General features: G+C 46.6%; 17 protein-coding genes. 12 read left to right on the plus strand and 5 right to left on the minus strand.

From position 1 onward, the window contains the following. Positions 1-11: 11 nt before the first annotated feature. The 3 genes from WES_RS10495 (at position 12) to WES_RS10485 (ending at position 4,347) form a co-directional block, all read left to right on the plus strand. Positions 12-1,430: a GGDEF domain-containing protein gene (locus WES_RS10495; RefSeq protein WP_016158258.1), complete on the plus strand. Its 1,419-nt coding sequence runs from the start codon at positions 12-14 to the stop codon at positions 1,428-1,430. A gap of 226 nt (positions 1,431-1,656) precedes the next feature. Next, positions 1,657-3,108 carry a tagaturonate reductase gene (uxaB, locus tag WES_RS10490; protein WP_000854607.1) on the plus strand — a complete coding sequence of 484 codons (1,452 nt, stop codon included), beginning with the start codon at positions 1,657-1,659 and terminating at the stop codon, positions 3,106-3,108. A 324-nt stretch (positions 3,109-3,432) separates the two neighbouring features. Then, a complete protein-coding gene (locus WES_RS10485) occupies positions 3,433-4,347 on the plus strand; it encodes a bestrophin family protein (RefSeq protein ID WP_024195125.1) in 915 nt (304 codons plus the stop codon). A gap of 3 nt (positions 4,348-4,350) precedes the next feature. On the opposite strand, the gene tam is transcribed toward WES_RS10485, so the two are convergent. After that, positions 4,351-5,109, minus strand: a complete 759-nt coding sequence (gene tam / locus WES_RS10480; RefSeq protein ID WP_016158260.1) for a trans-aconitate 2-methyltransferase — start codon at positions 5,107-5,109, stop codon at positions 4,351-4,353. Positions 5,110-5,492: 383 nt separating this feature from the next. On the opposite strand from tam, the gene WES_RS10475 reads away from it, so the two are divergent. Further along, positions 5,493-6,446 (plus strand): hypothetical protein, encoded by a 954-nt coding sequence (locus WES_RS10475; protein WP_000197007.1) that lies wholly within the window; start codon positions 5,493-5,495, stop codon positions 6,444-6,446. A gap of 146 nt (positions 6,447-6,592) precedes the next feature. Here WES_RS10475 and WES_RS10470 read toward each other — a convergent pair whose 3' ends face one another. After that, positions 6,593-7,033: a GNAT family N-acetyltransferase gene (locus WES_RS10470; protein WP_016158261.1), complete on the minus strand. Its 441-nt coding sequence runs from the start codon at positions 7,031-7,033 to the stop codon at positions 6,593-6,595. Positions 7,034-7,598: 565 nt separating this feature from the next. Here WES_RS10470 and WES_RS10465 point away from each other — a divergent pair. Continuing rightward, positions 7,599-8,456 carry a helix-turn-helix domain-containing protein gene (locus WES_RS10465; RefSeq protein WP_016158263.1) on the plus strand — a complete coding sequence of 286 codons (858 nt, stop codon included), beginning with the start codon at positions 7,599-7,601 and terminating at the stop codon, positions 8,454-8,456. A 141-nt stretch (positions 8,457-8,597) separates the two neighbouring features. On the opposite strand, the gene WES_RS10460 is transcribed toward WES_RS10465, so the two are convergent. Beyond that, positions 8,598-13,481 carry an invasin domain 3-containing protein gene (locus tag WES_RS10460; protein ID WP_016158265.1) on the minus strand — a complete coding sequence of 1,628 codons (4,884 nt, stop codon included), beginning with the start codon at positions 13,479-13,481 and terminating at the stop codon, positions 8,598-8,600. Positions 13,482-14,326: 845 nt separating this feature from the next. On the opposite strand from WES_RS10460, the gene WES_RS10455 reads away from it, so the two are divergent. The 5 genes from WES_RS10455 (at position 14,327) to dosP (ending at position 23,033) form a co-directional block, all read left to right on the plus strand. Further along, positions 14,327-15,727 carry a glutamate decarboxylase gene (locus WES_RS10455; protein ID WP_001516378.1) on the plus strand — a complete coding sequence of 467 codons (1,401 nt, stop codon included), beginning with the start codon at positions 14,327-14,329 and terminating at the stop codon, positions 15,725-15,727. A 157-nt stretch (positions 15,728-15,884) separates the two neighbouring features. Next, on the plus strand, positions 15,885-17,420 hold the full coding sequence (gene gadC / locus WES_RS10450) for an acid resistance gamma-aminobutyrate antiporter GadC (RefSeq protein WP_000246004.1): 1,536 nt from the start codon (positions 15,885-15,887) through the stop codon (positions 17,418-17,420). Between the two features lie 130 nt (positions 17,421-17,550). Next, positions 17,551-18,870, plus strand: a complete 1,320-nt coding sequence (locus WES_RS10445) for a family 10 glycosylhydrolase (RefSeq protein WP_016235204.1) — start codon at positions 17,551-17,553, stop codon at positions 18,868-18,870. 350 nt (positions 18,871-19,220) lie between these two features. Beyond that, on the plus strand, positions 19,221-20,603 hold the full coding sequence (locus WES_RS10440; protein ID WP_000426303.1) for a diguanylate cyclase: 1,383 nt from the start codon (positions 19,221-19,223) through the stop codon (positions 20,601-20,603). Positions 20,604-20,627: 24 nt separating this feature from the next. After that, complete coding sequence (dosP, locus tag WES_RS10435) at positions 20,628-23,033, plus strand: oxygen-sensing cyclic-di-GMP phosphodiesterase DosP (protein WP_000778562.1); 2,406 nt, start codon at positions 20,628-20,630, stop codon at positions 23,031-23,033. A 67-nt stretch (positions 23,034-23,100) separates the two neighbouring features. On the opposite strand, the gene WES_RS10430 is transcribed toward dosP, so the two are convergent. Further along, positions 23,101-24,024 (minus strand): omptin family outer membrane protease, encoded by a 924-nt coding sequence (locus tag WES_RS10430; protein WP_016158269.1) that lies wholly within the window; start codon positions 24,022-24,024, stop codon positions 23,101-23,103. 310 nt (positions 24,025-24,334) lie between these two features. Further along, the gene (gene osmC / locus WES_RS10425) at positions 24,335-24,766 is read right to left on the minus strand and encodes a peroxiredoxin OsmC (RefSeq protein WP_000152304.1); all 432 of its coding nucleotides are present in this window, start codon (positions 24,764-24,766) and stop codon (positions 24,335-24,337) included. A gap of 343 nt (positions 24,767-25,109) precedes the next feature. On the opposite strand from osmC, the gene bdm reads away from it, so the two are divergent. Together bdm and sra are read left to right on the plus strand one after the other, a co-directional pair. After that, positions 25,110-25,325 (plus strand): biofilm-dependent modulation protein, encoded by a 216-nt coding sequence (gene bdm / locus WES_RS10420; protein WP_000495766.1) that lies wholly within the window; start codon positions 25,110-25,112, stop codon positions 25,323-25,325. Between the two features lie 101 nt (positions 25,326-25,426). Next, entirely contained in the window at positions 25,427-25,564 is a 138-nt protein-coding gene (gene sra / locus WES_RS10415) for a stationary-phase-induced ribosome-associated protein (RefSeq protein ID WP_000841554.1), read from the plus strand. The last annotated feature ends 97 nt before the right edge of the window (positions 25,565-25,661 follow it).

Genomic DNA, 25,661 nt, shown 5'->3' on the forward strand with positions numbered 1-25,661 from the left:
ACAGATAATTAATGCATGTACACCCCATATCCACTTTCCGTTTGTTCCAGGAAGGTCATCTACTACGTAATAGCATTGCAATTTTTGCGCTAACGACGCTGTTCTATTTTATAGGTGCAGAGCTACGCCTGGTTCACGAACTTTCTCTTTTCTGGCCACTGAATGGCGTGATGGCAGGGGTATTTGCCCGCTACGTCTGGCTTAATCGTCTGCATTACTATGCCATCTGTTACGTGGCAATGCTGGTTTATGATGCCATGACCACCGAATGGGGGCTGGTTTCACTGGTTATCAATTTATCCAATATGATGTTTATCGTAACTGTCGCCCTACTGGTTATGCGGGATAAGCGTCTGGGGAAAAATAAGTACGAGCCAGTAAGCGCATTACGGTTATTTAATTATTGTCTGATTGCCGCTTTATTATGTGCCATCGTCGGGGCGATTGGTTCGGTCAGTATTGATAGTCTGGATTTCTGGCCTTTGCTTGCTGACTGGTTTAGTGAACAATTCTCAACAGGCGTGTTGATTGTTCCTTGTATGCTGACGCTGGCAATTCCTGGGGTATGGCCGCGCTTTAAAGCAGAGCAGATGATGCCAGTCATTGCGCTTATTGTGTCGGTTATTGCCTCGGTCGCCATTGGCGGAGCGGGGAGTCTGACGTTCCCGCTGCCCGCATTAATCTGGTGTGCGGTGCGTTATACGCCACAGGTGACGTGTCTGCTGACTTTTATCACCGGAGCAGTGGAGATCGTACTGGTGGCAAATTCGGTAATTGATATCGCCGTCGGTTCGCCGTTCTCTATTCCACAAATGTTCTCCGCACGTCTCGGCATAGCGACGATGGCGATTTGCCCGATTATGGTTTCCTTTAGCGTGGCAGCGATTAATTCGCTAATGAAGCAAGTTGCGCTGCGAGCCGATTTTGATTTTCTGACTCAGGTTTACTCACGATCCGGTCTTTATGAGGCGCTGAAAAGTCCATCGCTGCAACAGACACAACATCTGACCGTCATGCTGCTTGATATCGACTATTTCAAAAGCATTAACGATAACTATGGTCATGAGTGTGGCGATAAAGTGTTAAGCGTGTTTGCCCAGCATATTCAGAAAATTGTCGGCGATAAGGGGCTGGTGGCAAGAATGGGAGGCGAAGAGTTTGCCGTAGCCGTGCCTTCAATGAATCCCGTTGATGGTCTGCTGATGGCGGAGAAAATTCGTAAAGGCGTAGAACTGCAACCGTTCAACTGGCAACAAAAGACGCTTTATCTGACGGTTAGCATCGGCGTCGGTAGTGGGGATGCTTCATACCGCACACTAACCGATGACTTCAATAAATTGATGGTTGAAGCTGATACGTGTCTCTATCGGTCGAAGAAAGACGGGCGTAACCGCACCAGTACCATGCGTTATGGTGAGGAAGTTGTCTGACAGCTTTGTTATTTTGTCACGGTTTTAGCGTAATGTGTTCTACCACTCTGTTGACTGGAGAAAGAGGAGAATCCTCGATGGAACCATGATCCGCGCCACATTTTTATCTTAAACCTGCTAATTAATCATCACGAGTTGATCAAAACAGGGGTTCAGTGTATTAAAGTTTGCTAACCTGTCGTACCAATTCAAACAGGTTGTATGACTAATCAAAAGGGAACCCATTGTGAAAACACTAAATCGTCGCGATTTTCCCGGTGCACAGTATCCAGAACGAATCATTCAGTTTGGTGAAGGTAACTTTCTGCGCGCCTTTGTTGACTGGCAAATTGATCTCCTGAATGAACACACCGACCTGAATTCTGGCGTGGTCGTTGTTCGTCCGATTGAAACTTCATTCCCGCCGTCACTGAGCACGCAGGATGGTCTGTATACTACCATTATTCGTGGCCTGAATGAGAAGGGAGAAGCGGTCAGCGATGCGCGTCTGATTCGTTCTGTAAACCGTGAAATCAGCGTCTACGGTGACTACGATGAATTCCTGAAACTTGCGCATAATCCGGAAATGCGCTTCGTCTTTTCCAACACCACAGAAGCGGGTATTAGCTATCATGCGGGCGACAAATTTGATGATGCGCCTGCGGTAAGCTATCCGGCAAAACTGACGCGTCTGCTGTTCGAACGTTTCAGCCATTTCAACGGTGCGCTGGATAAAGGCTGGATCATCATTCCGTGCGAGCTGATCGACTACAACGGCGACGCGTTGCGTGAACTGGTGCTGCGCTACGCACAAGAATGGGCACTGCCAGAAGCATTTATTCAATGGCTGGATCAGGCTAACAGTTTCTGTTCTACGCTGGTGGACCGCATCGTTACCGGTTATCCGCGTGATGAAGTGGCTAAACTGGAAGCTGAACTCGGCTATCACGATGGTTTCCTCGACACCGCTGAACACTTTTACCTGTTTGTGATTCAGGGGCCGAAATCCTTAGCGACTGAACTGCGTCTGGATAAATATCCGCTTAACGTGCTGATTGTTGACGATATTAAACCGTATAAAGAGCGCAAAGTAGCAATCCTTAACGGTGCACATACCGCGCTGGTGCCGGTTGCGTTCCAGGCAGGGCTGGATACCGTCGGCGAAGCGATGAACGATGCTGAAATTTGCGCATTCGTTGAAAAAGCGATTTACGAAGAGATTATTCCGGTGCTGGATCTGCCACGTGATGAACTGGAATCTTTCGCCAGTGCCGTCACCGGGCGTTTCCGTAACCCGTACATTAAGCATCAGCTGCTGTCTATCGCGCTCAACGGTATGACCAAGTTCCGCACCCGCATCCTGCCGCAACTGCTGGCAGGGCAGAAGGCAAACGGCACACTTCCGGCGCGCCTCACTTTCGCATTAGCGGCATTGATTGCGTTCTATCGCGGAGAGCGTAACGGAGAAACGTATCCGGTACAGGACGATGCGCACTGGCTGGAACGTTATCAACAACTCTGGAGCCAGCATCGTGACCGTGTTATCGGCACCCAGGAACTGGTTGCGATTGTGTTGGCAGAAAAAGATCACTGGGAGCAGGATCTGACGCAAGTGCCTGGCCTGGTCGAGCAGGTTGCTAATGACCTGGAAGCGATTCTGGAAAAAGGGATGCGCGAAGCTGTACGTCCGTTGTGCTGATCCTTGCATTATTTTGTATGCTGGATAAGGCCTATACACCGCATCCAGCATGATTTTACCAACTAACTATATGGTTTCAGTTAGTTGTAGACGCTGATAAGCGTAGCGCATCAGACAATTAACAGCACAATCACTGAACCCGGTTTCGACCGGGTTTCTTAGTATCCTAAATTAGTTACAACATCCTATATGCTTTAATATAAAAAGGTGCCAAATGTAGCACCTGTAAATGTTGTCGTCTTGTAGGTAATTTGTAATTAGGAACTTGAGAATGTGATCACAATCACGTTTAATAGGGCGACTTTTCCACGCCTGAAGATAATCATGATTGTTCGCCCACAACAACACTGGCTGCGCCGTATTTTTGTCTGGCACGGTTCAGTATTATCCAAAATATCATCGCGCTTGCTACTAAACTTTCTCTTTTCTATCGCGGTTATTTTCATGCTGCCCTGGTATACGCATTTGGGCATCAAATTTACCCTCGCGCCGTTCAGCATTCTCGGGGTTGCTATCGCCATCTTTCTGGGGTTTCGTAATAACGCGGGGTACGCCCGTTATGTTGAAGCGCGCAAACTTTGGGGGCAGTTGATGATTGCCTCACGGTCGTTACTGCGTGAGGTAAAAATGACATTGCCTGATTCGGCAAGTGTAAAGGAGTTTGCCCGGCTACAAATCGCCTTCGCCCACTGTTTACGCATGACATTACGCAAACAGCCACAGGCGGGAGTGCTGGCACATTATCTTAATACTGGAGATCTTCAGCGAGTACTGGCTTCCAACTCTCCAGCTAACCGTATTTTATTGATAATGGGTGAGTGGTTAGCCGTTCAGCGGCGGAACGGGCTACTTTCTGACATTCTGTTTATTAGTCTGAACGATCGTCTTAATGATATTTCTGTGGTACTGGCAGGGTGCGAGCGTATTGCATATACACCAATTCCCTTTGCTTACGCCCTGATTTTGCATCGCACCGTTTATCTTTTTTGCATCATGCTACCATTCGCCCTTGTGGTGGATCTGCATTACATGACGCCTTTTATCTCTGTGCTAATTTCCTACACCTTTATTTCGCTGGATTGTCTGGCGGAAGAGCTGGAAGATCCGTTCGGTACTGAAAACAATGATTTACCGTTGGATGCCATCTGCAACGCTATTGAAATTGACCTGTTACAGATGAACGACGAAACAGAAATTCCGCCGAAGATTCTTCCCGATCGCCATTACCAGCTGACGTAATAATTACTCCGTGCGCCGGGCAACAATAAACAGACGAGGAAATGCCAACAGTATCTGCCCGTTCTCCTGCAGTGGATACTGTTCTTCCAGCATCTGATGGTAGCGCGTAAGAAAATGCTGCTGCTCACTCTCCGTCAGATCCTGCAACCATGGGCGTAATCCGGTGGCTGTCACCCAGTCAATAATCGCCTGGTGCGATGGCATCTGGTGATAGTAGGTGGTTCGCCAGATATCAACCTCACATCCGGCTTCGCTCAGAATATCGTAGTAAGCATGAACGCCTGCCAGCGGTTCGCGTCCACGATCCGGATAATGCTGCTCCCAGGCGACTTCGCGCATTAACACATGCGTCGGCTCCAGCCAGTTGTCCGGCATTTGCACCGCCAGCACGCCATGCGGATTGAGTAACGATACCAGATGCGGGAATAGCTCATAGTGTTCGGGCAGCCATTGCAGTGAGGCATTGGCAAAAATCAGATCGAGTGCATGGTTCGGTTGCCAATTGCGGATGTCTGCTTCCACAAACTGACATTCTGGCAAAATTGTGCGCGCTTCGGCAATCATCGCCAGAGACGAATCAATGCCGGTAATTTTAGCCGTTGGCCAGCGTTGATGTAGCAGGGCGGTGCTATTGCCTGGACCACAGCCAAGATCGGCTATTTCCCGGGCGTTTTCCAGAGGGACTCTGGCAAGCAGTTCTACCGCCGGTCGTGACCGTTCGGCGTTGAAGTGCAGATATAAAGAGGGGTTCCAGTCAGCCATTTTTTTACTCCCGTCAGCGCATTATCCCAAGTGTAGATAAAACTGATGGATTCGCCTCACGTCATCAATCCATTGAACACGCGCTTTGTACGTGGCCTACGTGATTAACTCAAATGTAGCCTGGCGTAAATTTTAATTACAACCACTTTAAAACAAATAAAATCCATATATTAAGCTTTTTGTTGATTTTATATGAATCTATTAACATACAGAATATTCAATATCTAATTTTAATACTTGCCAGCTAAATATCCATGAAGGGAATAATTCCACAGTGGCTTTTTTTTGATATCCTTAGGGCAGGAGCCAGGTTTGAAGGAGTTTTTTGTGCAAAAATCATGGCATTTTGGACACTAACTCTATCGGATATAGAGATATAAAATATGACGAGAAAATTTGCATTCAACATTTTATACATCATTGATGTTTTAGGTGATGAAGATCTTGATTCCCCGAGTGACATCAAAATCAATAATAAACCAGATGATATAACGCTTAAAAGTAATACCGCCTCAAAACTATTTAAATCCATATCAAGTCTGAAAGTGCCAATTCCTATTGTTTTTGTTAAGATACATAATATCCCCATGCTGAATTCTTTCTTTAAAGAACTGGAAAAAGGAGTCATAAAAAAAGGTTTGATTCCTATAGTGCATTTTGAGTGTCATGGTTCTCCTGAGGAAGGGATGTTTTTCCCTGGAATTAAAAAGTATATCTCCTGGGGGGAGATGAATGATTTATTTTTAATGATAAACAAACATACCATGAATAACCTACTAGCCATTGTCGCGGGATGTGACAGTTTCAAATCAACAGAAAATATAGAGTTTGCAAAAGGAAGTCCTTATGGCTGCTATATTGGCGCAAACAAAGTTACTGACGCAAGTATAATTAGCAGGTTTAAAGATTTTTACCGTTATATCTTTTTATATAATGATTTCGATGGGGCTTGTGATCTTTTAGGTGCCGATTTTTCTATGGTTTTCTCATATGATATCTGTATGCAAAGCTTTTTACTTCCGTTGGTCTTGAGTTATTTCGGAAAAGATAAAAAAGAGTTTGTTGAGTATACAATCAACCGACTAATAGACAATGGACAACAGGGCTCTATAGGTGAAATAAGAAAATTGGCAAAATACAGGTTAAAACATATTGATAAGTATTATGAGCGTTCTGGTGTTCAATTCTTACATGGGCAAAAGCCGCTTGCGTTTACGGAATTAAAGCGAATTGCACAGGAGCTTAAGGACAAACTTATTGACGAGGCTAAATTCAACCTCGAACTGAGGAATGCAATTAAATTGAAAAGAAATACAATTATGGGGAAGGGGGCTTGACCCTGAAGAACTGGATTTACTGCTGTAGAATACCTGGTGTACATCAAGTCAGGTGATATACACCAGGTGGCACAACTTACGAAGTGGTCATAATAATCAGCTTGCGCACGGAATCAGGATCAGACATTGCAAACCTCGCGGGAGAGTTATTTAACAATGGGCATGTCTGCGAGATGCTTAACAAAACGCTTCCTCACTTCCTGGTAACCGTTGCTTTCATAAAACTTGTGTGCTCTGACTCGACGTTCACTGCTTGAAAGTTCAATCTGAGAACATCCCTGATCCAGTGCGATTTTTTCAGAGGCAATGAGAAGCTTCTGTCCGATCCCTGTGCCTCGCGATGATTCATCTATGACCAGAGCAGAAATTAATGCCCACAAGCCGTTTTCATGTACAGGGGTGATAAAATTCATCACAATAACCCCGCAGAGTTCCTTTTCTGTTTCAGCAACCAAAATGCTAAGACTGGGATGCTTCTGGTTAATATGATTTTCTAAGCGTTCTACATCTGTCTGATAACCCAATTGCAGAAAGAGCTTTTGTAGAGATGGTATATCTTTTAATTCAGGAGTCCTGATTAAGACCATTGCCATAACCTTTGTCAGAAGAGTTAAGTAAAAATATCCAAATCTCGCTAAAGTTGCCAGGGTTGTTTTCGCTGTGAGTTCAACGGATGGACGCACAATGTTGCTGAATGAGCTCACCAGTACAAGCGCGTCGATCCTTGACTGTTTAATGTTGGGGGCGCGAAGCCTGCGTGGAACCAAACACGTCCTGCAAGATCCTGAGTCGATTAACCCGTATGCCGTCATGAGTCTCATCCTTTGAAAGCAGTGATCGCTGTGGTGAGACTGTAGCGCGGACATGTCTATTTGACCGAGTGGGTCCAGGAAAACATCCGCAGCCCCGTGATGGATATCTCAATTTAGCTACCACAACTTAAGTTCGCATAATGTATATTATGTTAAATGCAAGATATCAACATACACCTGACCACCGTACCGACCTCATAGCTTTAATGTACATGCTCCCTCCCTATTAACCGACAGACACTATCAATCGTTTTGCCTCGGGCATTTCTGTTTTTGATATACTCAAAGCCATTGTCGCCAGGAAAATATGCAAAGTGACTAAAGATAAATGGAGAATGTTATGATCAGGCAGAAGATTTTACAGCAGCTCCTGGAGTGGATTGAGTGCAATCTCGATCACCCTATCTCAATCGAAGATATCGCACAGAAATCTGGCTACAGCAGACGCAATATTCAACTTCTGTTTAGAAACTACATGCACATGCCCCTGGGCGCATACATCCGCAAACGAAGACTTTGTCGGGCAGCCATTCTTGTCAGACTTACTGCTAAATCAATGCTTGATATTGCGCTCTCTTTGCATTTTGATTCACAGCAGTCATTCAGTCGTGAATTTAAAAAATTGTTTGGATGTTCTCCCAGAGAATATCGGCACCGTGATTTTTGGGATCTAACAAATATTTTACCCCCGTTATTAACGCGTCAACATCAAAAGACAGATTGCACATTAATCCATCTTCCTGAAACACGTATTTTTGGCAATGCATTTAAATATGATATTGAGCTGTCTAATACGCCACCAGATGAAGAAGCAAAACTGCGCCGTAATCATTTATCCCGGTGCCTTCAAAATTTGAAGATGGATATCTATTACGTCTCAGCGTATACACCATCAACAAAATCGGTAGATTTGCTCACAGTTGAAACTTTCGCCGGTACTGTATGCAACCATGCGGATACAGACATGCCAAAGGAATGGATAACGGCTGGAGGGCTTTATGCATCTTTCCGCTATGAAGGAGATTGGGAGCACTACGCGAACTGGGTGCGGAACCTCTATCTGATAGAACTGCCAGCGAGGGGGTTAGTCAGAGTCAACGGCAGTGATATTGAGCGATTTTACTACGATAAAACTTTCGTAGAAAAGGATAGCAATTATGTTGTTTGCGAAATTTTCATCCCCGTTCGCCCAGCTTAGTTTGTATCGGTGTCACATTGAGGATTACCCTACCCTGCTACCGTCTAATCAGTATCAGGGTAGGTATTTAGTGGAATAATGGCGTTGAGAATGTCAACGCCATTATTCTTTATTACAGCGAATTTTTCATTCCGGGAGAAATTATTTTACTGCCTCCTCACCTTCTTCAGTAGCAGCTTTCACAGCGTTAATAGTCACCGTCACAGGCTGCATTTCGTACCCACCATACGTCAGAGTGTTGAATGTAAATGTATATTCCCCTGGCTTAGTGGTACTGAATTTACGTGTGATTTTCCCGTTCACGAAATGGTCAGCTTTCGACGGCAAGAACTGGTAATCATTCTCCGTCACGCCTTCCGGAGCCTTAATGTCGACCCACATATTTCCCCCAACAGGGTTGCCAGCCGAGATCAGAGTAACCTCCAGCGTTGCGGTCGCCACTCCGTCTGCTACCAGTTCTTTTACATCAGATGATGCAGCAAGTACTGCATTTTTATCATCCGCAACGAATCTGGATTCGGCAGTTTTCGTCGATACCTGACCGTCTGTCCGATTCACTTTCGCAGTTAGCGTATATATCGCCGCTTTAGTGGTAGAAGCGGTGAATACAGCCTGCCCTTGCTCATTAGTTGTTGCAGTCCCGTTCGGCTCCAGATCTAACGTTGTCGGGCTGGCGGTCAGCGTCACTTCACTACCTTGCACAAGGTTGTTATTGGCATCAGTAACCGTAACTTTATAAGTCTGTTTGGCTTTACCATCTGCCAGTGCGCGGTTGCCAATCACCTCAATACTCGAGATGGTTGCCGTAGCCTTGTCAGCCACAAACGTGATGCTCTGCGCATCCGACATCTGGTCATTTCCTGCCGTTGCGGTGATTGCATACGTTCCCGCAGTCACAGAAACGACTCGCAGCTCGGCTTTACCTTCATCGCTGGTCTTCACCCAAGTACTCTCGTCATTAAGCGGTGTGACGCCCCGAGGAAGATTAAAGGCGACCATAGTTCCGGGAACAGGGTTGCCGTTTTTATCCTCAACAGTTGCCGTCAGCGTAAAGGCATCTTTGCCGTTTGCTGCTTTTTGATCGGCAGTATCAACCTGAAGGCTTGCCTGACCGGTTTTGGCATCCGCTTTGAACTTCACCGTGGCAGTCTTCTGATTTTTATTCACCGAGGCCGTAATTGTGTGTTCCCCGGCAACGGTGGACATCAGCTCAATATCGGCTTTACCTGCCGCATTCGTTGTTACCGTATTCCCCGTCTTGCTGCTCACTCCCTCAGGCAGAGTCAGTGTTACCGTTTGATCCTGCAACGGGTTACCATAGGAATCCGTTACGGTCAGGGTAACCTTGTTGGCGGACTGTCCATCAGCCAGTTGGTTATCAACATTCACTGAAATATCGTGAATGTTAGCCTCAGAAGCGTTACCCACAACGTTCAGCAGTAGCGGTTTCGAAGCAGCATCTTTGCCATTCACTCGAGGCCAGATAACCAGTTGACCGGCTGCAGAGCCTGTGGTTAACGTCGTAACATAGGTGCCATTGCTTTGTTCCGTCCAGGCTCCTGCCGAAGGTTGTTCCGTCCCTGTGCTGGCTACGCCACTAAATTCTGGAGCATCAGGTTTCAGACCACTTACAGGGTTACCGTTCGCATCCTTCGCCGTGAAGGTCAATTGTGTCGTCGTTTTGATCATCGGGGCTTCATTATCTGCAACAAGCGTGGAGTTCACTAACGACATCTCCCCTGCGGCGATGGTGACAGAAACCGCCTGCTTCAGAGCATCAGCGCCATCAACGCGCGGCATGATGGTTAACTCACCAACTCCCGTTGCGCCAGCAGTCAGCATCGCCGTATAGGTTCCATTGCCCTTCTCCGTCCACTGACTGACGGATGGACGCTGCTGGTTGACGTTGTATGCATCACCACCAAATTGCGGTGTTTCCGGTGTAATACCGGTGATTGCGTTGCCGAATTTATCCTTCACAGTCAGCGTCAGCGTGATACTTTCGCCTGCGGTAATCGACGTTTTTGATACGGTCATTTCCGAGTGGTCAACCGCAATAGTCCCCGCTTTAACGTTAACCGGAGTTGCCTGTGCTGTAGCGTTTTTGCCATCGATCTGCGGCATAATGTTCAGCGCGCCTGCCCGCGTTCCCGAACGCAGAACAGCCGTGTATTCGCCGTTGCCTTTATGGCTCCAGCCTGTAACTGAACTACCAGACGCAGCGTCACCGGAAAGCGATGCGCCAAGTTTAGCGGTGTCAATATCGGTAAGCGCGTTTCCAAACTGGTCTCTGGCGGAGAAAGTCAGTTCCGTTGTGCTTTCAATAGCAAGATTGGCATCTTTTACAGTCAGCGTTGAAGTAGAAACTGCCTGATCGCCCGCGACGACAGTCAACTGCGCGGTGTCGGTGGTAGCTGGCTGGCCGTTGAATAACGGCATAATGCGAAGATCACCTGTCTTTCCGCCGGTGGTCAGCGTAGCAACATAGGAACCATCGCCTTGCTCGCGCCAGCTGGAAACGTTCGCCCCTTCAGACGCAGCTCCCGTCAGGCTTGTCGACAGGGAAAGACCGCTGATTGCGTTACCATGCGCATCTTTTGCCACAAACGTCACAGTCGTGCTTTCCCCTGCTTTTACGCGATCCGATGCAACGGATACTTTCGACTGGCCTGAAGATAAAGCATCAGCTACCACGGTCACTTTAGCCGCATTAGCTGCTGCATCCTGGCCGTTGAGCTTCGGCATAACAATTAATTCACCCGCCGTAGTACCCAGAGAAATCTGCGCAGTCCACGTCCCATCGCCATTATCCGTCCAGCCTGAAACTGAAGAACCCGCAGCGGCAGCCCCTGTTAATGACGGTGTATCTGGAGTGAGACCGGTCACCGGGTTGTCATAGGCATCTTTTGCTGCCCAGATAGCTGTAAGCGTGCCACCAACTACCGGTTTATCCGGGTTCAGGGTGATGGTTGAATGCGCTGTATCAAGCGGTCCGGCGACAAACTTCAGCGTTTGTTGTAACGTTCCCAACTGATACTGCTCGCTAAAAGCACGCACAACAATGTTTCCGGCGCGGGTCGAAGAAACCGTGGCGCTGTAAACACCTGGGTTTGTCTCCGAAATGCTGCCAATGGTAACGCCATTGCTGTCCTGTGGAACAAATCGCAGACGGCTGGCTTCTCCCGTCACAGGGTTGCCATCGGTATCCACGGCAGTAAGCGTCAGCGTGTAGGATTGCTGACCATTGGCAACCACGTCACCTGACGGCTCATTCACGCTCAGAGTCGATTTTGTCACATCCATCATAGTGGCACGCAGTTCAGCAGTGACGGTTTTGCTCATGCCATCAACGCTCACCGTAATGGTTGCTTCACCTGATTGCGTACCGGTGGTGAAGACCGACTGGTACACCCCAGCTTCTGTTTCGGTGATCTCCCCCAGAGTTGGTTGTGCCTGTGATTTAGCAGACTTAATGCCACGCGTTACGATGTTTCCGGCAGGTTTAAACGTCAGTTCAGTTTTGATCTGATCTTTCATACCCGTGATTGGCTGCCCTTCGGCGTCTCGCAGAGACAGGACCAGCGGCTTTTGCGCACTCCCGTTAGCAAGCATTTGGATACGGCTCTGACCGTCAAGCGTTAACGTAGTGCGATCGGCGCTCATACCTGCCCCGGTGATAACCACCTCAGTCTGTACGCGTTTTGAGGCATTGCCTTTGTTATCGTATGCGACCGCAGAAATTGCGTAATAATTGTCTTTGCCTGCCTGATAAGCCGGGAGCGTCACTTGCCACTGGTTACCCTGACCGGTAATTTTACCGCCTGCGGCCAGCAAGGACGGCGCTTCCCATTGCACATTTTTCAGACCGTGAGTTGCTTTGCTGACTACAAGACCAAGCGAAACCGTCTGTCCACCCTTACCTTCAATACGATCAGGCAGAGCAATACGGATCACCTCAGCTTTGCGATACTCAAGAACAATGTTGTTATTACGTTCAACCAGATCATAACGGCTGCCTGCGAGTACCCGACGCTCGCGAATGCTATCCGTATCGAGTTGTTTCTCCAGAGGCTCGCCAAACCGGTAGTTAACTTCCAGACCAAAGCGAGTGTCATTCTGACCGCTCTTGCCCTGCTTGTGCTCTGCACTCAGTGTCAGAAGAGGCACTGGCGTATAGTTCACCTCGGCGGAAATGGCATGTGGGTCTTTCTGGCGCTTATCTTTACCAAACAGCCCTACCTCATCGCCATAATATTGTTCATACATCAGGCTTGCGCCAAGCTGCGGCCAGGCCGGTAAATATCCCTCTGCGCGGATATCCCAACCATTAGCCGGACGCTCTTGATAATCTTCAATATCTGGCGATTTTTTCCAGCCAGAAGCCCGGATATAACCATTGGCACTCAGTTTCAGATAATCACGCCAGTATTCCGCACCAACGCCAATACGGGTATGACTACGGGATAAATCATGATCGATAAATGTGTTCAGCCCCGCCATCCAGTCATTGCCTGAAAAATGACGCCAGCCGAAACCAATATTTGACTGAGTACGATCGTCGGTACGATGTATTGCCCCCTGAGTGAATAGCATATCTGAAGGCGTATCATAAATCGGATAAAGCATTTCCAGCGAAGAGTCTTTCAGCGAGAAATCTTTATCGACATTCAATTTGACACGCGCCGTACCATATTTTCCAAGCCACTCCTGGATTTCCTGGGTAGCCTTAGCTGTGGCCATTCCGGTAACAAAATTGCGTGTCGCATCGCTATCCGGCTGACTGCTTAAAAATTTACCGGCATTCGCGGCAAACGACGCGATATTTTTTTCTGCATTATTGTCAGTAGCAACCGCAGTATTTTCCGTACTTAGACGAGGCAGAGCCGCTCGCGCCGTCATTGTCGGCGTAAAGGTGACAGCCAGTGGAAAAAGAACCTGAATAGAGATGTTTGCCCACGCCACGCAGTGAGCCAGGGCTGAATAACGAAAGCGTGGTTGTTTATTAGCTTTTTTAAAACGTGACATTGAGATAATTTCCTGATGAACGAATTAACGAACATAAGCAAACGCATATAAAAACGTTTGCTTGTCAGAAAAACCGGATATTTCCCGGTTTCCTTTTCCGCAGAAAAGGAAATACCTTTATGAAAGAAAGCGCATCGCCACCCTGAACATTCAGTGGTTGCAATTACTCGTCTGGTGACAGGGCCGGGATTATATTTTTGTTTGTAAATATGAATTTAGCTTTTTGTGCAAGAGCTAATATAAAGGGGTAAGTTCTATTGGATGCTGATTAAATTACGGTTGCGTAGTTATTATTTAGTAATCGCAACTGGCCTTCCGTAGATGGGGTGCATTACAGCTAAAATAAGTCAATAAGCCTTCGGTGGTATGTCAATCCTCATTTATAGTCATGTGATCTTCGACCAGGAAATATCTTATAGATATTACTTAATTTTCCGCATCGTTATTATCTGCGCACATCTATACTGGACTATGGCTGTAGAAATAAAAATCACTCGTTAACATGGTTGGCTGAGATTCCAGTAATAACCTTTGTTATTTGACAATATTATCCACCGCTTTCATAAATTAATGATGACGAATAATGATATTTTACGGGCTGATTTTTATGTGATAATCATGTTGCGTAGGAAAATTACAGAAAAATAACAACATATAACTCAACACCCCTTATCGGAAACTGTTGTATCTCATTGTAATTAATTATGAAAAATACACCGTACTTATTCCGAAAATCAAAAATCGGTTAGGATTTTGTTATTTAAAACCAAAGCCATTACGCTTGCTTACTTTATCGATAAATCCTACTTTTTTTAATGCGATCCAATCATTTTAAGGAGTTTGAAATGGATAAGAAGCAAGTAACGGATTTAAGGTCAGAACTACTCGATTCACGTTTTGGTGCGAAATCTATTTCCACTATCGCGGAATCTAAACGTTTTCCGCTGCACGAAATGCGCGATGACATCGCATTCCAGATTATCAATGATGAATTATACCTGGATGGCAATGCCCGACAAAACCTTGCCACATTTTGTCAGACCTGGGACGACGAAAATGTTCATAAGCTGATGGATCTGTCGATCAACAAAAACTGGATCGATAAAGAAGAATATCCGCAGTCCGCAGCTATCGACCTGCGTTGTGTAAACATGGTTGCCGACCTGTGGCACGCGCCTGCGCCGAAAAACGGTCAGGCCGTTGGCACCAACACCATTGGTTCTTCCGAGGCCTGTATGCTCGGTGGGATGGCAATGAAATGGCGTTGGCGCAAACGTATGGAAGCCGCAGGTAAACCGACCGATAAACCAAACCTCGTGTGCGGGCCGGTGCAAATCTGCTGGCATAAATTTGCCCGCTACTGGGATGTGGAACTGCGCGAGATCCCTATGCGCCCCGGTCAGTTGTTCATGGACCCGAAACGCATGATTGAAGCCTGCGACGAAAACACCATCGGCGTGGTGCCGACTTTTGGTGTGACTTACACCGGTAACTATGAGTTCCCGCAACCGCTGCACGATGCGCTGGATAAATTCCAGGCCGACACCGGGATCGATATCGACATGCACATCGACGCCGCCAGCGGTGGCTTCCTGGCACCGTTCGTGGCTCCTGATATTGTCTGGGACTTCCGCCTGCCGCGCGTGAAATCAATCAGTGCTTCAGGTCATAAATTTGGTCTGGCTCCGCTCGGCTGCGGCTGGGTTATCTGGCGTGATGAAGAAGCACTGCCGAAAGAACTGGTGTTCAACGTTGACTATCTCGGCGGTCAAATCGGGACTTTCGCCATCAACTTCTCTCGCCCCGCCGGCCAGGTAATTGCGCAATACTATGAATTCCTGCGCCTTGGTCGCGAAGGCTACACCAAAGTACAGAACGCCTCTTACCAGGTCGCCACTTACCTGGCGGATGAAATCGCTAAACTGGGACCGTATGAATTCATCTGCACCGGTCGCCCGGACGAAGGTATTCCGGCGGTCTGCTTCAAACTGAAAGACGGCGAAGATCCGGGATACACCCTGTATGACCTCTCTGAACGTCTGCGCCTGCGCGGCTGGCAGGTTCCGGCCTTCACCCTCGGCGGTGAAGCCACCGACATTGTGGTAATGCGTATTATGTGCCGCCGTGGCTTCGAAATGGACTTCGCTGAACTGTTGCTGGAAGACTACAAAGCCTCCCTGAAATATCTCAGCGATCACCCGAAATTGCAGGGTATTGCTCAGCAGAACAGCTTTAAACATACCTGATAACGTTTAGATGGTAATGGCGTCCCGGAACGATCCCGTTTCGGGACAAATTCCAGAGTCTGTTCACTGGCATTAGCAATGGAAAAATATTGCTCTGAATACGCTTCAGAACAAGACAGGCGCGGTTCCGACAGGAATACCGTTTTAGGGGGAAAATATGGCTACATCAGTACAGACAGGTAAAGCTAAGCAGCTAACATTACTTGGATTCTTCGCTATTACGGCATCGATGGTAATGGCTGTTTATGAATATCCTACCTTTGCAACATCCGGTTTTTCATTAGTTTTCTTCCTGCTATTAGGCGGGATTTTATGGTTTATTCCCGTTGGACTCTGTGCTGCGGAAATGGCTACTGTAGACGGCTGGGAGGAAGGTGGCGTTTTCGCCTGGGTATCGAATACCCTGGGGTTAAAATGGGGATTTGCAGCGATCTCATTTGGTTATTTGCAAATCGCTATCGGCTTTATTCCGATGCTCTATTTCGTGTTAGGGGCACTTTCCTACATTCTTAAATGGCCAGCACTGAATGAAGATCCGGTAACAAAAACCATTGCGGCACTCATCATTCTTTGGGTGCTGGCATTAACTCAGTTCGGCGGTACTAAATATACGGCGCGAATTGCTAAAGTCGGCTTCTTCGCCGGTATTCTGTTACCCGCATTTATTTTGATTGCATTAGCGGCGATTTACCTGCACTCCGGTGCGCCAGTTGCTATCGAAATGGATGCAAAAACCTTCTTCCCGGATTTCTCTAAAGTTGGCACCCTGGTTGTGTTTGTTGCCTTCATATTGAGTTATATGGGGGTAGAAGCCTCCGCAACCCACGTCAATGAAATGAGCAATCCTGGGCGCGATTATCCACTGGCAATGTTATTGCTGATGGTGGCGGCAATCTGTTTAAGCTCGGTTGGTGGTTTGTCCATTGCGATGGTCATTCCGGGTAATGAAATCAATCTGTCCGCTGGGGTAATGCAAACCTTTACCGTTCTGATGTCCCACGTGGCACCGGAAATTGAGTGGACGGTTCGCGTGATCTCCGCACTGCTGCTGCTGGGTGTTCTGGCAGAAATCGCCTCCTGGATTGTCGGTCCTTCTCGCGGGATGTATGTTACAGCGCAGAAAAACCTGTTACCTCCAGCGTTCGCCAAAATGAACAAAAATGGCGTGCCGGTCACTTTGGTTATTTCTCAGTTGGTGATCACCTCTATCGCCTTGATTATCCTCACCAATACCGGTGGTGGTAACAACATGTCCTTCCTGATCGCACTGGCTCTGACGGTGGTGATTTATCTGTGTGCTTATTTCATGCTGTTTATTGGCTACATTGTGTTAGTCCTTAAACATCCTGACTTAAAACGCACATTTAATATCCCAGGCGGTAAAGGCGTGAAACTGGTTGTGGCTATTGTCGGCCTGCTGACCTCAATCATGGCGTTTATTGTTTCCTTCCTGCCGCCGGATAATATCCAGGGTGACTCTACCGATATGTATGTCGAATTACTGGTCGTTAGCTTCCTGGTGGTACTTGCCCTGCCCTTTATTCTCTATGCCATCCATGATCGTAAAGGCAAAGCGAATACCGGTGTGACACTGGAGCCAATTAACAGCCAGAACGCACCGAAAGGTCACTTCTTCCTGCATCCACGTGCTCGTTCACCGCACTATATTGTGATGAACGATAAGAAACATTAACCATCTCTGAAGGAGATAAGACAAGGGAGCGATAGTTAATCGCTCCCTTTTTCGTACCTGTTATCGTATTGACTTGCCCCAGATAAGTACGAGAATGAGCAACACATCTGTTTACCGGAAACCAGCATATATGGATATCTGCTCCCGAAACGTGAAATTAGCGATCAAAAAGCCAGCCACACTCGTTGCTCTGGCTCTTTTACTGTGTAGTTGTAAGACCACACCGCCAACGCCAATAACTACACCACCAGCAGGTTCAAAACCACCAGCGACCACACATCAATCAGCGCAACCGATGCGCGGTATCTGGCTGGCCACTGTGTCTCGCCTCGACTGGCCACCTGTTTCCTCGGTTAATATCAGTAACCCCACCAGCCGAGCCCGTGTACAACAACAGGCGATGATTGACAAGTTAGATCATCTACAACGTCTCGGCATCAATACGGTTTTTTTCCAGGTAAAGCCCGATGGTACAGCTCTTTGGCCATCGGAAATTTTACCGTGGTCCGATCTTATGACTGGCAAGATCGGTGAAGATCCAGGTTACGATCCGCTGCAATTTATGCTCGACGAAGCTCACAAGCGTGGGATGAAAGTGCACGCTTGGTTTAACCCCTACCGCGTGTCGGTTAACACAAAACCCGGAACTATCAGGGAATTGAATAGCACCCTGTCACAGCAACCAGCCAGTGTCTACGTGCAGCATCGCGACTGGATCAGAACGTCGGGCGACCGTTTTGTTCTCGACCCTGGTATCCCTGAGGTTCAGGATTGGATCACATCAATAGTTGCGGAAGTGGTTTCCCGTTATCCGATAGATGGCGTGCAGTTCGACGATTATTTCTACACTGAATCACCGGGTTCGCTGCTGAACGATAACGAGACGTACCGCAAATATGGGAGAGCTTTTGCATCAAAAGCAGACTGGCGGCGTAACAATACCCAGCAATTAATTGCAAAGGTATCGCACACCATTAAAAGCATTAAGCCAGAGGTTGAATTTGGCGTTAGCCCGGCAGGCGTCTGGCGCAACCGTTCACACGATCCGCTCGGTTCCGATACCCGAGGCGCAGCAGCCTATGACGAATCCTATGCAGATACCCGCCATTGGGTAGAACAAGGTTTACTGGATTATATTGCCCCACAAATTTACTGGCCTTTCTCACGTAGCGCCGCACGTTATGACGTACTGGCAAAATGGTGGGCAGATGTCGTCAAACCGACCAAAACCCGTCTATATATCGGTGTTGCCTTCTATAAAGTGGGTGAACCCTCAAAGATAGAACCTGACTGGATGGTTAACGGCGGCGTGCCAGAACTAAAAAAGCAGCTTGATCTTAACGATGCTGTACCCGAAATTAGCGGCACGATTCTGTTCCGCGAAGATTACCTTAATAAGCCACAGACCCAACAAGCCGTTAGTTATCTGCAAAGTCGTTGGGGAAGTTAAACGCCCTGTTTTACTGTGTCATGCCGGTGATGTAAGCACCGGCTTGTCACCCTGCAAAAATGCCGTAACCTCTTAAATAAAATTATCTCCATATAAGCCGATTGCTATAATCCTCTGATTAATTAGTATCAACATGAAAAACAATACGATATTCGTCACCACCGAAAAATAATCACGATGGGCTATACTCTTCAGAAGAACAGTAGCGTAGATTAAAACTGTCTAATCCGTTTATTTCTTTTCATTATATCCTCATATTTCAGGAGAATATGGTGCGATAAGTCTGTCCAGTATGTTGCGTTTCGTTTTTCGATCCCATCTGCCTTTCCAGTCGTATAAGGGGCTGAATTATGGAGATGTACTTTAAAAGAATGAAAGATGAGTGGACTGGATTAGTGACCCAGGCTTCCCCTCTCATTCGCGCTAAAGCCGCAGAAATTGCTGTTGCACATGCCCATTACCTGAGCAATGAGTTTTATCGTATTGTACGCACTGACCCACATGCCGAAGAGTTTTTGAGTAACGAACAGGTTGAAAGGCAACTTAAAAGTGCTCTGGAGACATGGATTATCGATGTGCTCTCTGCGCAAGCGGACGATGTTGATAGGCTTATACAAATCCAACATACCGTGGCCGAAGTACATGCCCGTATTGGCATTCCCGTAGAAATCGTTGAGATGGGTTTTCGTGTATTGAAGAAAATCCTCTATCCAGCAATATTTTCCTCTGATTATTCGCCTGCGGATAAACTTCAGGTTTATCATTTTTCGATTAACAGTATCGATATAGCCATGGAAGTTATGACCCGTGCGTTTACCTTTAGCGACAGTAGTGCGGCTAAAGAAGACGAAAACTATCGTATCTTCTCACTACTGGAAAATGCCGAAGAAGAAAAAGAACGGCAAATAGCCTCATTACTTTCATGGGAATTAGATGTTATTTATAAAGTCCTGTTGGATTCTGATTTAGGCAGCAGCTTACCGTTAAGTCAGGCGGATTTTGGCTTATGGTTTAACCATAAAGGTCGTCATTATTTTAGCGGCATTGCCGAAGTAGGTCATATCTCCCGCCTTATTCAGGATTTCGACGGAGTTTTTAATCAGACAATACTCCATGCTAAAAATCTGAGTAACAAAAGTCTGCGAGTGAAGTTTTTATTGCAGATACGAAATACCGTATCGCAAATTACCACCTTACTACGAGAACTGTTTGAAGAAGTTTCTCGCCATGAAGTGGGAATGGATGTGTTGACTAAGCTACTTAACCGTCGTTTCCTGCCGACTATCTTCAAACGTGAAATTGCCCATGCCAATCGGGCTGGCACGCCGTTGTCTGTTCTAATCATTGATGTTGATAAATTCAAAGAGATCAATGACACATGGGGACATAACACCGGCGACGAAATTCTGCGTAAAGTCTCGCAGGCGTTTTACGACAATGTTCGTAGTAGTGATTATGTTTTCCGCTACGGTGGTGATGAATTTATCATTGTTCTGACAGAAGCCTCAGAAACTGACACTTTACGTACCGCAGAACGTATCCGCAGTCGGGTAGAAAAAACCAAACTGAAAGCTGCAAACGGCGAAGATATTTACCTCTCTCTGTCCATTGGCGCCGCCATGTTTAATGGACATCCGGATTATGAACGTTTAATTCAAATAGCCGACGAAGCTCTGTATATCGCCAAAAGACGAGGTAGAAACCGTGTTGAACTCTGGAAAGCCAGTCTTTAGATTCGCCCGGATGCAGAGGTAATCATGAAGCTAACCGATGCAGAGAATGCCGGTGACGGCATTTTTTTCCCCGCGCTTGAGCAAAATATGATGGGCGCGGTGTTAATTAACGAAAATGATGAAGTGATGTTTTTCAACCCCGCAGCAGAAAAGCTTTGGGGATATAAACGCGAAGAGGTTATTGGCAATAACATCGATATGCTGATTCCCCATAATTTGCGCCCTGCACACCCTGAATACATCCGGCATAACCGCGAAGGTGGTAAAGCGCGTGTCGAAGGAATGAGCCGGGAATTGCAGCTTGAGAAAAAAGATGGCAGTAAAATATGGACACGATTTGCCCTGTCAAAAGTGACTGCCGAGGGGAAAATTTATTACCTGGCGCTGGTGCGAGATGCCAGCGTTGAAATGGCGCAGAAAGAACAGACCCGGCAGTTGCTCATTGCCGTGGATCATCTCGACCGACCTGTGATTGTGCTTGATCCTGAGCGTCATATCGTTCAGTGCAATCGCGCGTTTACAGAAATGTTCGGCTATTGCATCAGCGAAGCCAGCGGTATGCAGCCCGATGCGCTGCTTAACATTCCTGAATACCCGACAGATAACCGCATCCGCTTACAGCAGCTTTTGTGGAAAACCTCCCGCGATCAAGATGAATTTTTGCTATTAACGCGCACGGGTGAAAATATCTGGATTAAAGCGTCTATCAGTCCGGTCTATGACGTGCTTGCTCATCTACAAAACCTGGTAATGACCTTCTCAGATATCACTGAAGAACGGCAAATCCGCCAGCTGGAAGGCAACATCCTCGCCGCCATGTGCAGCAGCCCGCCGTTTCACGAAATGGGCGAAATCATTTGCCGTAATATTGAATCCATTCTTCATGAATCGCATGTTTCGCTGTATGCATTGCGTAATGGGATGCCAGTGCATTGGGCGTCGTCCTCTCCTGGGACAGAAGTAAAGAATGCACAAAGCTGGGCTGTTACCATTCGCCAGCGCGATGGCGCACCAGCGGGAGTTCTGCAAATCAAGACGGCTGCAGGGACAGAAACCAGTGCATTTGTCGAACGAGTGGCAGATATCAGCCAGCATATGGCCGCACTGGCGCTGGAACAGGAGAAAAGCCGCCAGCACATCGAACAGCTAATCCAGTTTGATCCGATGACCGGTTTGCCAAATCGCAATAATCTGCACAATTACCTCGATGACCTTGTCGATAGAGCCGTCTCTCCGGTGGTTTATCTTATTGGCGTCGACCATATTCAGGATGTGATCGACAGCCTCGGCTATGCGTGGGCCGATCAGGCATTGTTAGAAGTCGTTAATCGCTTTCGTGAAAAACTCAAACCCGATCAGTATCTCTGCCGCGTTGAAGGTGCACAGTTTGTCCTCATTAGTCTGGAGGATGAAGTCAGCAACATTACCCAAATCGCTGATGAGCTACGCAACGTCGTTAGCAAACCGGTCATCATTGACGATCAGCCTTTTCCTTTAACCTTAAGCATTGGTATCAGTTACGACGTTGGTAAAAACCGTGACTACCTGCTTTCTACCGCCCACAATGCAATGGATTTCATTCGCAAAAACGGCGGTAACGGCTGGCAGTTCTTTAGCCCGACAATGAACGAGATGGTTAAAGAGCGGTTGATATTAGGCGCGGCGCTGAAAGAAGCAATCAGCAACAACCAGTTGAAGCTGGTTTACCAGCCGCAGATCTTCGCCGAAACGGGCGAACTGTATGGTATTGAAGCTCTTGCTCGCTGGTATGACCCGCAGCATGGACATGTTCCCCCTTCCCGGTTTATTCCCCTCGCAGAAGAGATTGGTGAAATTGAAAATATTGGTCGTTGGGTAATTGCTGAAGCCTGTCGCCAGTTAGCAGAATGGCGAAGCCAGAATATTCATATCCCGGCGTTATCCGTAAACTTATCTGCGCTGCATTTTCGCAGTAATCAGCTACCCAATCAGGTTTGCGATGCGATGGAAGCCTGGCAGATTGACGGCCACCAGCTGACGGTGGAAATCACTGAAAGCATGATGATGGAACACGATACGGAGATCTTTAAACGCATCCAGATCCTGCGGGATATGGGCGTAGGTTTATCTGTCGACGATTTCGGTACAGGCTTTTCCGGCTTATCACGCTTAGTCAGCCTGCCGGTAACGGAAATTAAAATCGATAAAAGTTTTGTCGATCGTTGCCTGAGCGAAAAACGCATCCGTGCCTTATTAGAAGCCATTACCAGCATTGGACAAAGCCTGAACTTAACCGTAGTGGCAGAAGGTGTGGAAACGAAAGAACAGTTTGAGATGTTACGCAAGATCCACTGCCCCGTGATTCAGGGCTATTTCTTCTCACGTCCTTTGCCCGCTGAGGAGATCCCTGTCTGGATGTCTACTACGCTACCGCTTCAAATTGACGCTTAGTACATCTTGCCCGCGCAGGCGGGCAAGATTTCATGTATTCATATTCAGCCATTCGCCCGATGCTATATTAAAATTTGTACTGAATGCCCGCGCCAATAATGTAATTATAGTTTTGCATCCCTGGCGAATCTTTCTCTTTTACGCTTTCACCCTTTTCTTTATAATAAATTACTGTGTTACCAATATCATTAGAGAATCTACTCCATGACATTTCTGTGAAAATACGCGCCTGTGAATTAATGTTATACCCCACATTAATAAGACCTGAATAATATTTTTGGTTGGATACTTTATCTTTAAATGTAATGTTGCGCAAATAATGCTGATCTGTTCCTTTCCCTTCTCCCCAGGCGCTATATTTAAATTGAGCAAGAATATCAAAATCATGATAGACATATTTACCAGAAAGACCTAAATAAGGAGCACTGAATTTTTGTTGGTAGCCAATAACTCTTTGGTTATGCGGAATATCTCCAGTGTCGGCACCATTATCATAACTATAGTAACCTCCTTTCGCCGTCCAACTGAAACGCGTCTCCTGATAGCCTAACATGGCGCCGAGTTGGTAGTTTTGATCCTTTAAAAACCAACCGGTCATATTGAGATCAAACTGATTTGCAAAATTCAACCGCGTTGCCGGGTGATGTGACCAATCGCTCCAGTGGTGCTGCCCCGGCTCGAGCCAGTCATAATCATCCATCAGCGTGCCGGCAGACGCAATCGTCGTCCAGCCTTTAGCATTAAGCGTCAGCCATGAGATTGCATCCCAGGTTAGCCCCATTTTAATAATGGGGGTATTTTGAATTTTCCAGTCCAGTTGGCTAAGTTTGCCGCCATCGCTATAAACAAACTCACCTGACTCACCATTCAGAAATGAAAGAGAAGCATCACCAAAGACATTGTCAGATAAGAAATTAAATTCTGAAGATGCGCTTGCATACTGACTTAGAGAAATTAAAGTAATAGCAAAAGAGACCTTTTTCATCAACATAGTTTCATCCTTATTAAACAATGTTAATTAGCTCATTAATTAAATTTAATTAATTCAAATTAATTAAATTAACTGAATCTTACAGTGCCATAAATGTTTATCGTCATCAAACAGAAAACATAAATAAACAAAGTTTTACTGTTATTCTGAATCAAATAGAAATTTACAACCTGATGTAATAATGATTGTTCGGGAACAGTCGGGAATAATGAAAAGAATGACGATGCAGTTTAAATGCAAGATTTCATTGGGATAAGCAGAAAATATTGGTGTAAATGCTTGCCGGATGACAACATCATCCGGCGAGTACTTATGCTTTCAACTGGTAATCCAGCGTGATTTCCGCTTTCAGTACCTGAGAAACCGGGCATCCGGCTTTTGCTTTCTGAATAATGCCGTCAAAGGTTGAGGCATCAATACCCGGTACGGCAACTTCACTCTTCAGTGCGATTTTGGTAATCGCGAAACCAGCATCGACTTTATCCAGCGATACATCGGCAGTGGTATCAATCGATGTTGGCGTGAATCCCGCTTCCCCCAGCATTAATGAAAGCGCCATCGAGAAACAAGCGGCATGTGCCGCGCCAATCAATTCTTCAGGGTTGGTTCCTTTTTCGCCTTCAAAACGTGTGTTAAATCCATACGGCTGTTGGTTCAGCACGCCGCTCTCGGTGGATACTGTTCCCTTCCCGCGTTTGATATCGCCTTCCCAGTGTGCCTGACCTTTCTTATGGATTGTCATTGTTGCTCTCCTGTGGGCTTAAAAAGGAAATTATAGACTACGTGAGAAACAGCACGAGGATAAGCAGGATATTCCGAATAAAATCCGGCGAAAATATTACCTCTGCACTTAAATAAAATTACCACAACAGACGACTGGAATATATGTATTGAGAGATACCGCAGCAATATCAATCCACAAATACCAATAATAATACTCATGAATATCATGTAGTTAAAATATAAAATTTATCAACCAGGACTAATCTTAACAACGAAGCGGCAAATATTTGCCATGCTGAATGTGCTTTATAAATCTGCGATCCGTAGCAGACACCATAAATACACAGACACGGAGAATCACTATGTTTACTTATTATCAGGCAGAAAATTCAACAGCAGAACCCGCTCTGGTTAATGCCATTGAGCAAGGCCTTCGGGCAGAGCACGGTGTTGTCACTGAAGATGACATTCTCATGGAGCTGACCAAATGGGTGGAAGCTTCTGATAACGACATCCTCAGTGATATCTACCAGCAAACCATCAATTATGTGGTCAGTGGCCAGCACCCTACGCTTTAAGCTGCTATGCTTGATCGGCAACCTAATTTAGGGGTTTAGCACGTGTTTCTTCGCTACGGCGATGTTGTCCTTAAAACTAGCAACAGGATTGAGGAGTTAAAATGAAATCGAACCGTCAGGCACGTCATATTCTTGGACTGGATCATAAAATTTCTAACCAGCGCAAAATAGTTACCGAAGGTGACAAATCCAGCGTGGTAAATAACCCAACCGGCAGAAAACGCCCCGCTGAAAAGTAATTCTTAACAATCAGTCCTCAATGACGATTAAACACCATTGCCTGCGCAATGGTGTTTTTGTTTTTATCTGCTTTATACTTGGGGGCGACGCCCTGGC

Origin of the sequence: Escherichia sp. KTE31, assembly GCF_000407925.1 — a bacterium.
Classification (GTDB): domain Bacteria; phylum Pseudomonadota; class Gammaproteobacteria; order Enterobacterales; family Enterobacteriaceae; genus Escherichia; species Escherichia ruysiae.

What these genes read in the sequence shown, in the direction of transcription:
- WES_RS10495 (WP_016158258.1), top strand. Translation starts at nt 12, where the DNA reads ATGCATGTACACCCCATATCCACTTTCCGTTTGTTCCAGGAAGGTCAT.
- WES_RS10485 (WP_024195125.1), top strand. Translation starts at nt 3,433, where the DNA reads ATGATTGTTCGCCCACAACAACACTGGCTGCGCCGTATTTTTGTCTGG.
- tam (WP_016158260.1), bottom strand. Translation starts at nt 5,109, where the DNA reads ATGGCTGACTGGAACCCCTCTTTATATCTGCACTTCAACGCCGAACGG.
- WES_RS10475 (WP_000197007.1), top strand. Translation starts at nt 5,493, where the DNA reads ATGACGAGAAAATTTGCATTCAACATTTTATACATCATTGATGTTTTA.
- WES_RS10470 (WP_016158261.1), bottom strand. Translation starts at nt 7,033, where the DNA reads ATGGTCTTAATCAGGACTCCTGAATTAAAAGATATACCATCTCTACAA.
- WES_RS10465 (WP_016158263.1), top strand. Translation starts at nt 7,599, where the DNA reads ATGATCAGGCAGAAGATTTTACAGCAGCTCCTGGAGTGGATTGAGTGC.
- WES_RS10460 (WP_016158265.1), bottom strand. Translation starts at nt 13,481, where the DNA reads ATGTCACGTTTTAAAAAAGCTAATAAACAACCACGCTTTCGTTATTCA.
- WES_RS10455 (WP_001516378.1), top strand. Translation starts at nt 14,327, where the DNA reads ATGGATAAGAAGCAAGTAACGGATTTAAGGTCAGAACTACTCGATTCA.
- gadC (WP_000246004.1), top strand. Translation starts at nt 15,885, where the DNA reads ATGGCTACATCAGTACAGACAGGTAAAGCTAAGCAGCTAACATTACTT.
- WES_RS10445 (WP_016235204.1), top strand. Translation starts at nt 17,551, where the DNA reads ATGGATATCTGCTCCCGAAACGTGAAATTAGCGATCAAAAAGCCAGCC.
- WES_RS10440 (WP_000426303.1), top strand. Translation starts at nt 19,221, where the DNA reads ATGGAGATGTACTTTAAAAGAATGAAAGATGAGTGGACTGGATTAGTG.
- dosP (WP_000778562.1), top strand. Translation starts at nt 20,628, where the DNA reads ATGAAGCTAACCGATGCAGAGAATGCCGGTGACGGCATTTTTTTCCCC.
- WES_RS10430 (WP_016158269.1), bottom strand. Translation starts at nt 24,024, where the DNA reads ATGTTGATGAAAAAGGTCTCTTTTGCTATTACTTTAATTTCTCTAAGT.
- osmC (WP_000152304.1), bottom strand. Translation starts at nt 24,766, where the DNA reads ATGACAATCCATAAGAAAGGTCAGGCACACTGGGAAGGCGATATCAAA.
- bdm (WP_000495766.1), top strand. Translation starts at nt 25,110, where the DNA reads ATGTTTACTTATTATCAGGCAGAAAATTCAACAGCAGAACCCGCTCTG.
- sra (WP_000841554.1), top strand. Translation starts at nt 25,427, where the DNA reads ATGAAATCGAACCGTCAGGCACGTCATATTCTTGGACTGGATCATAAA.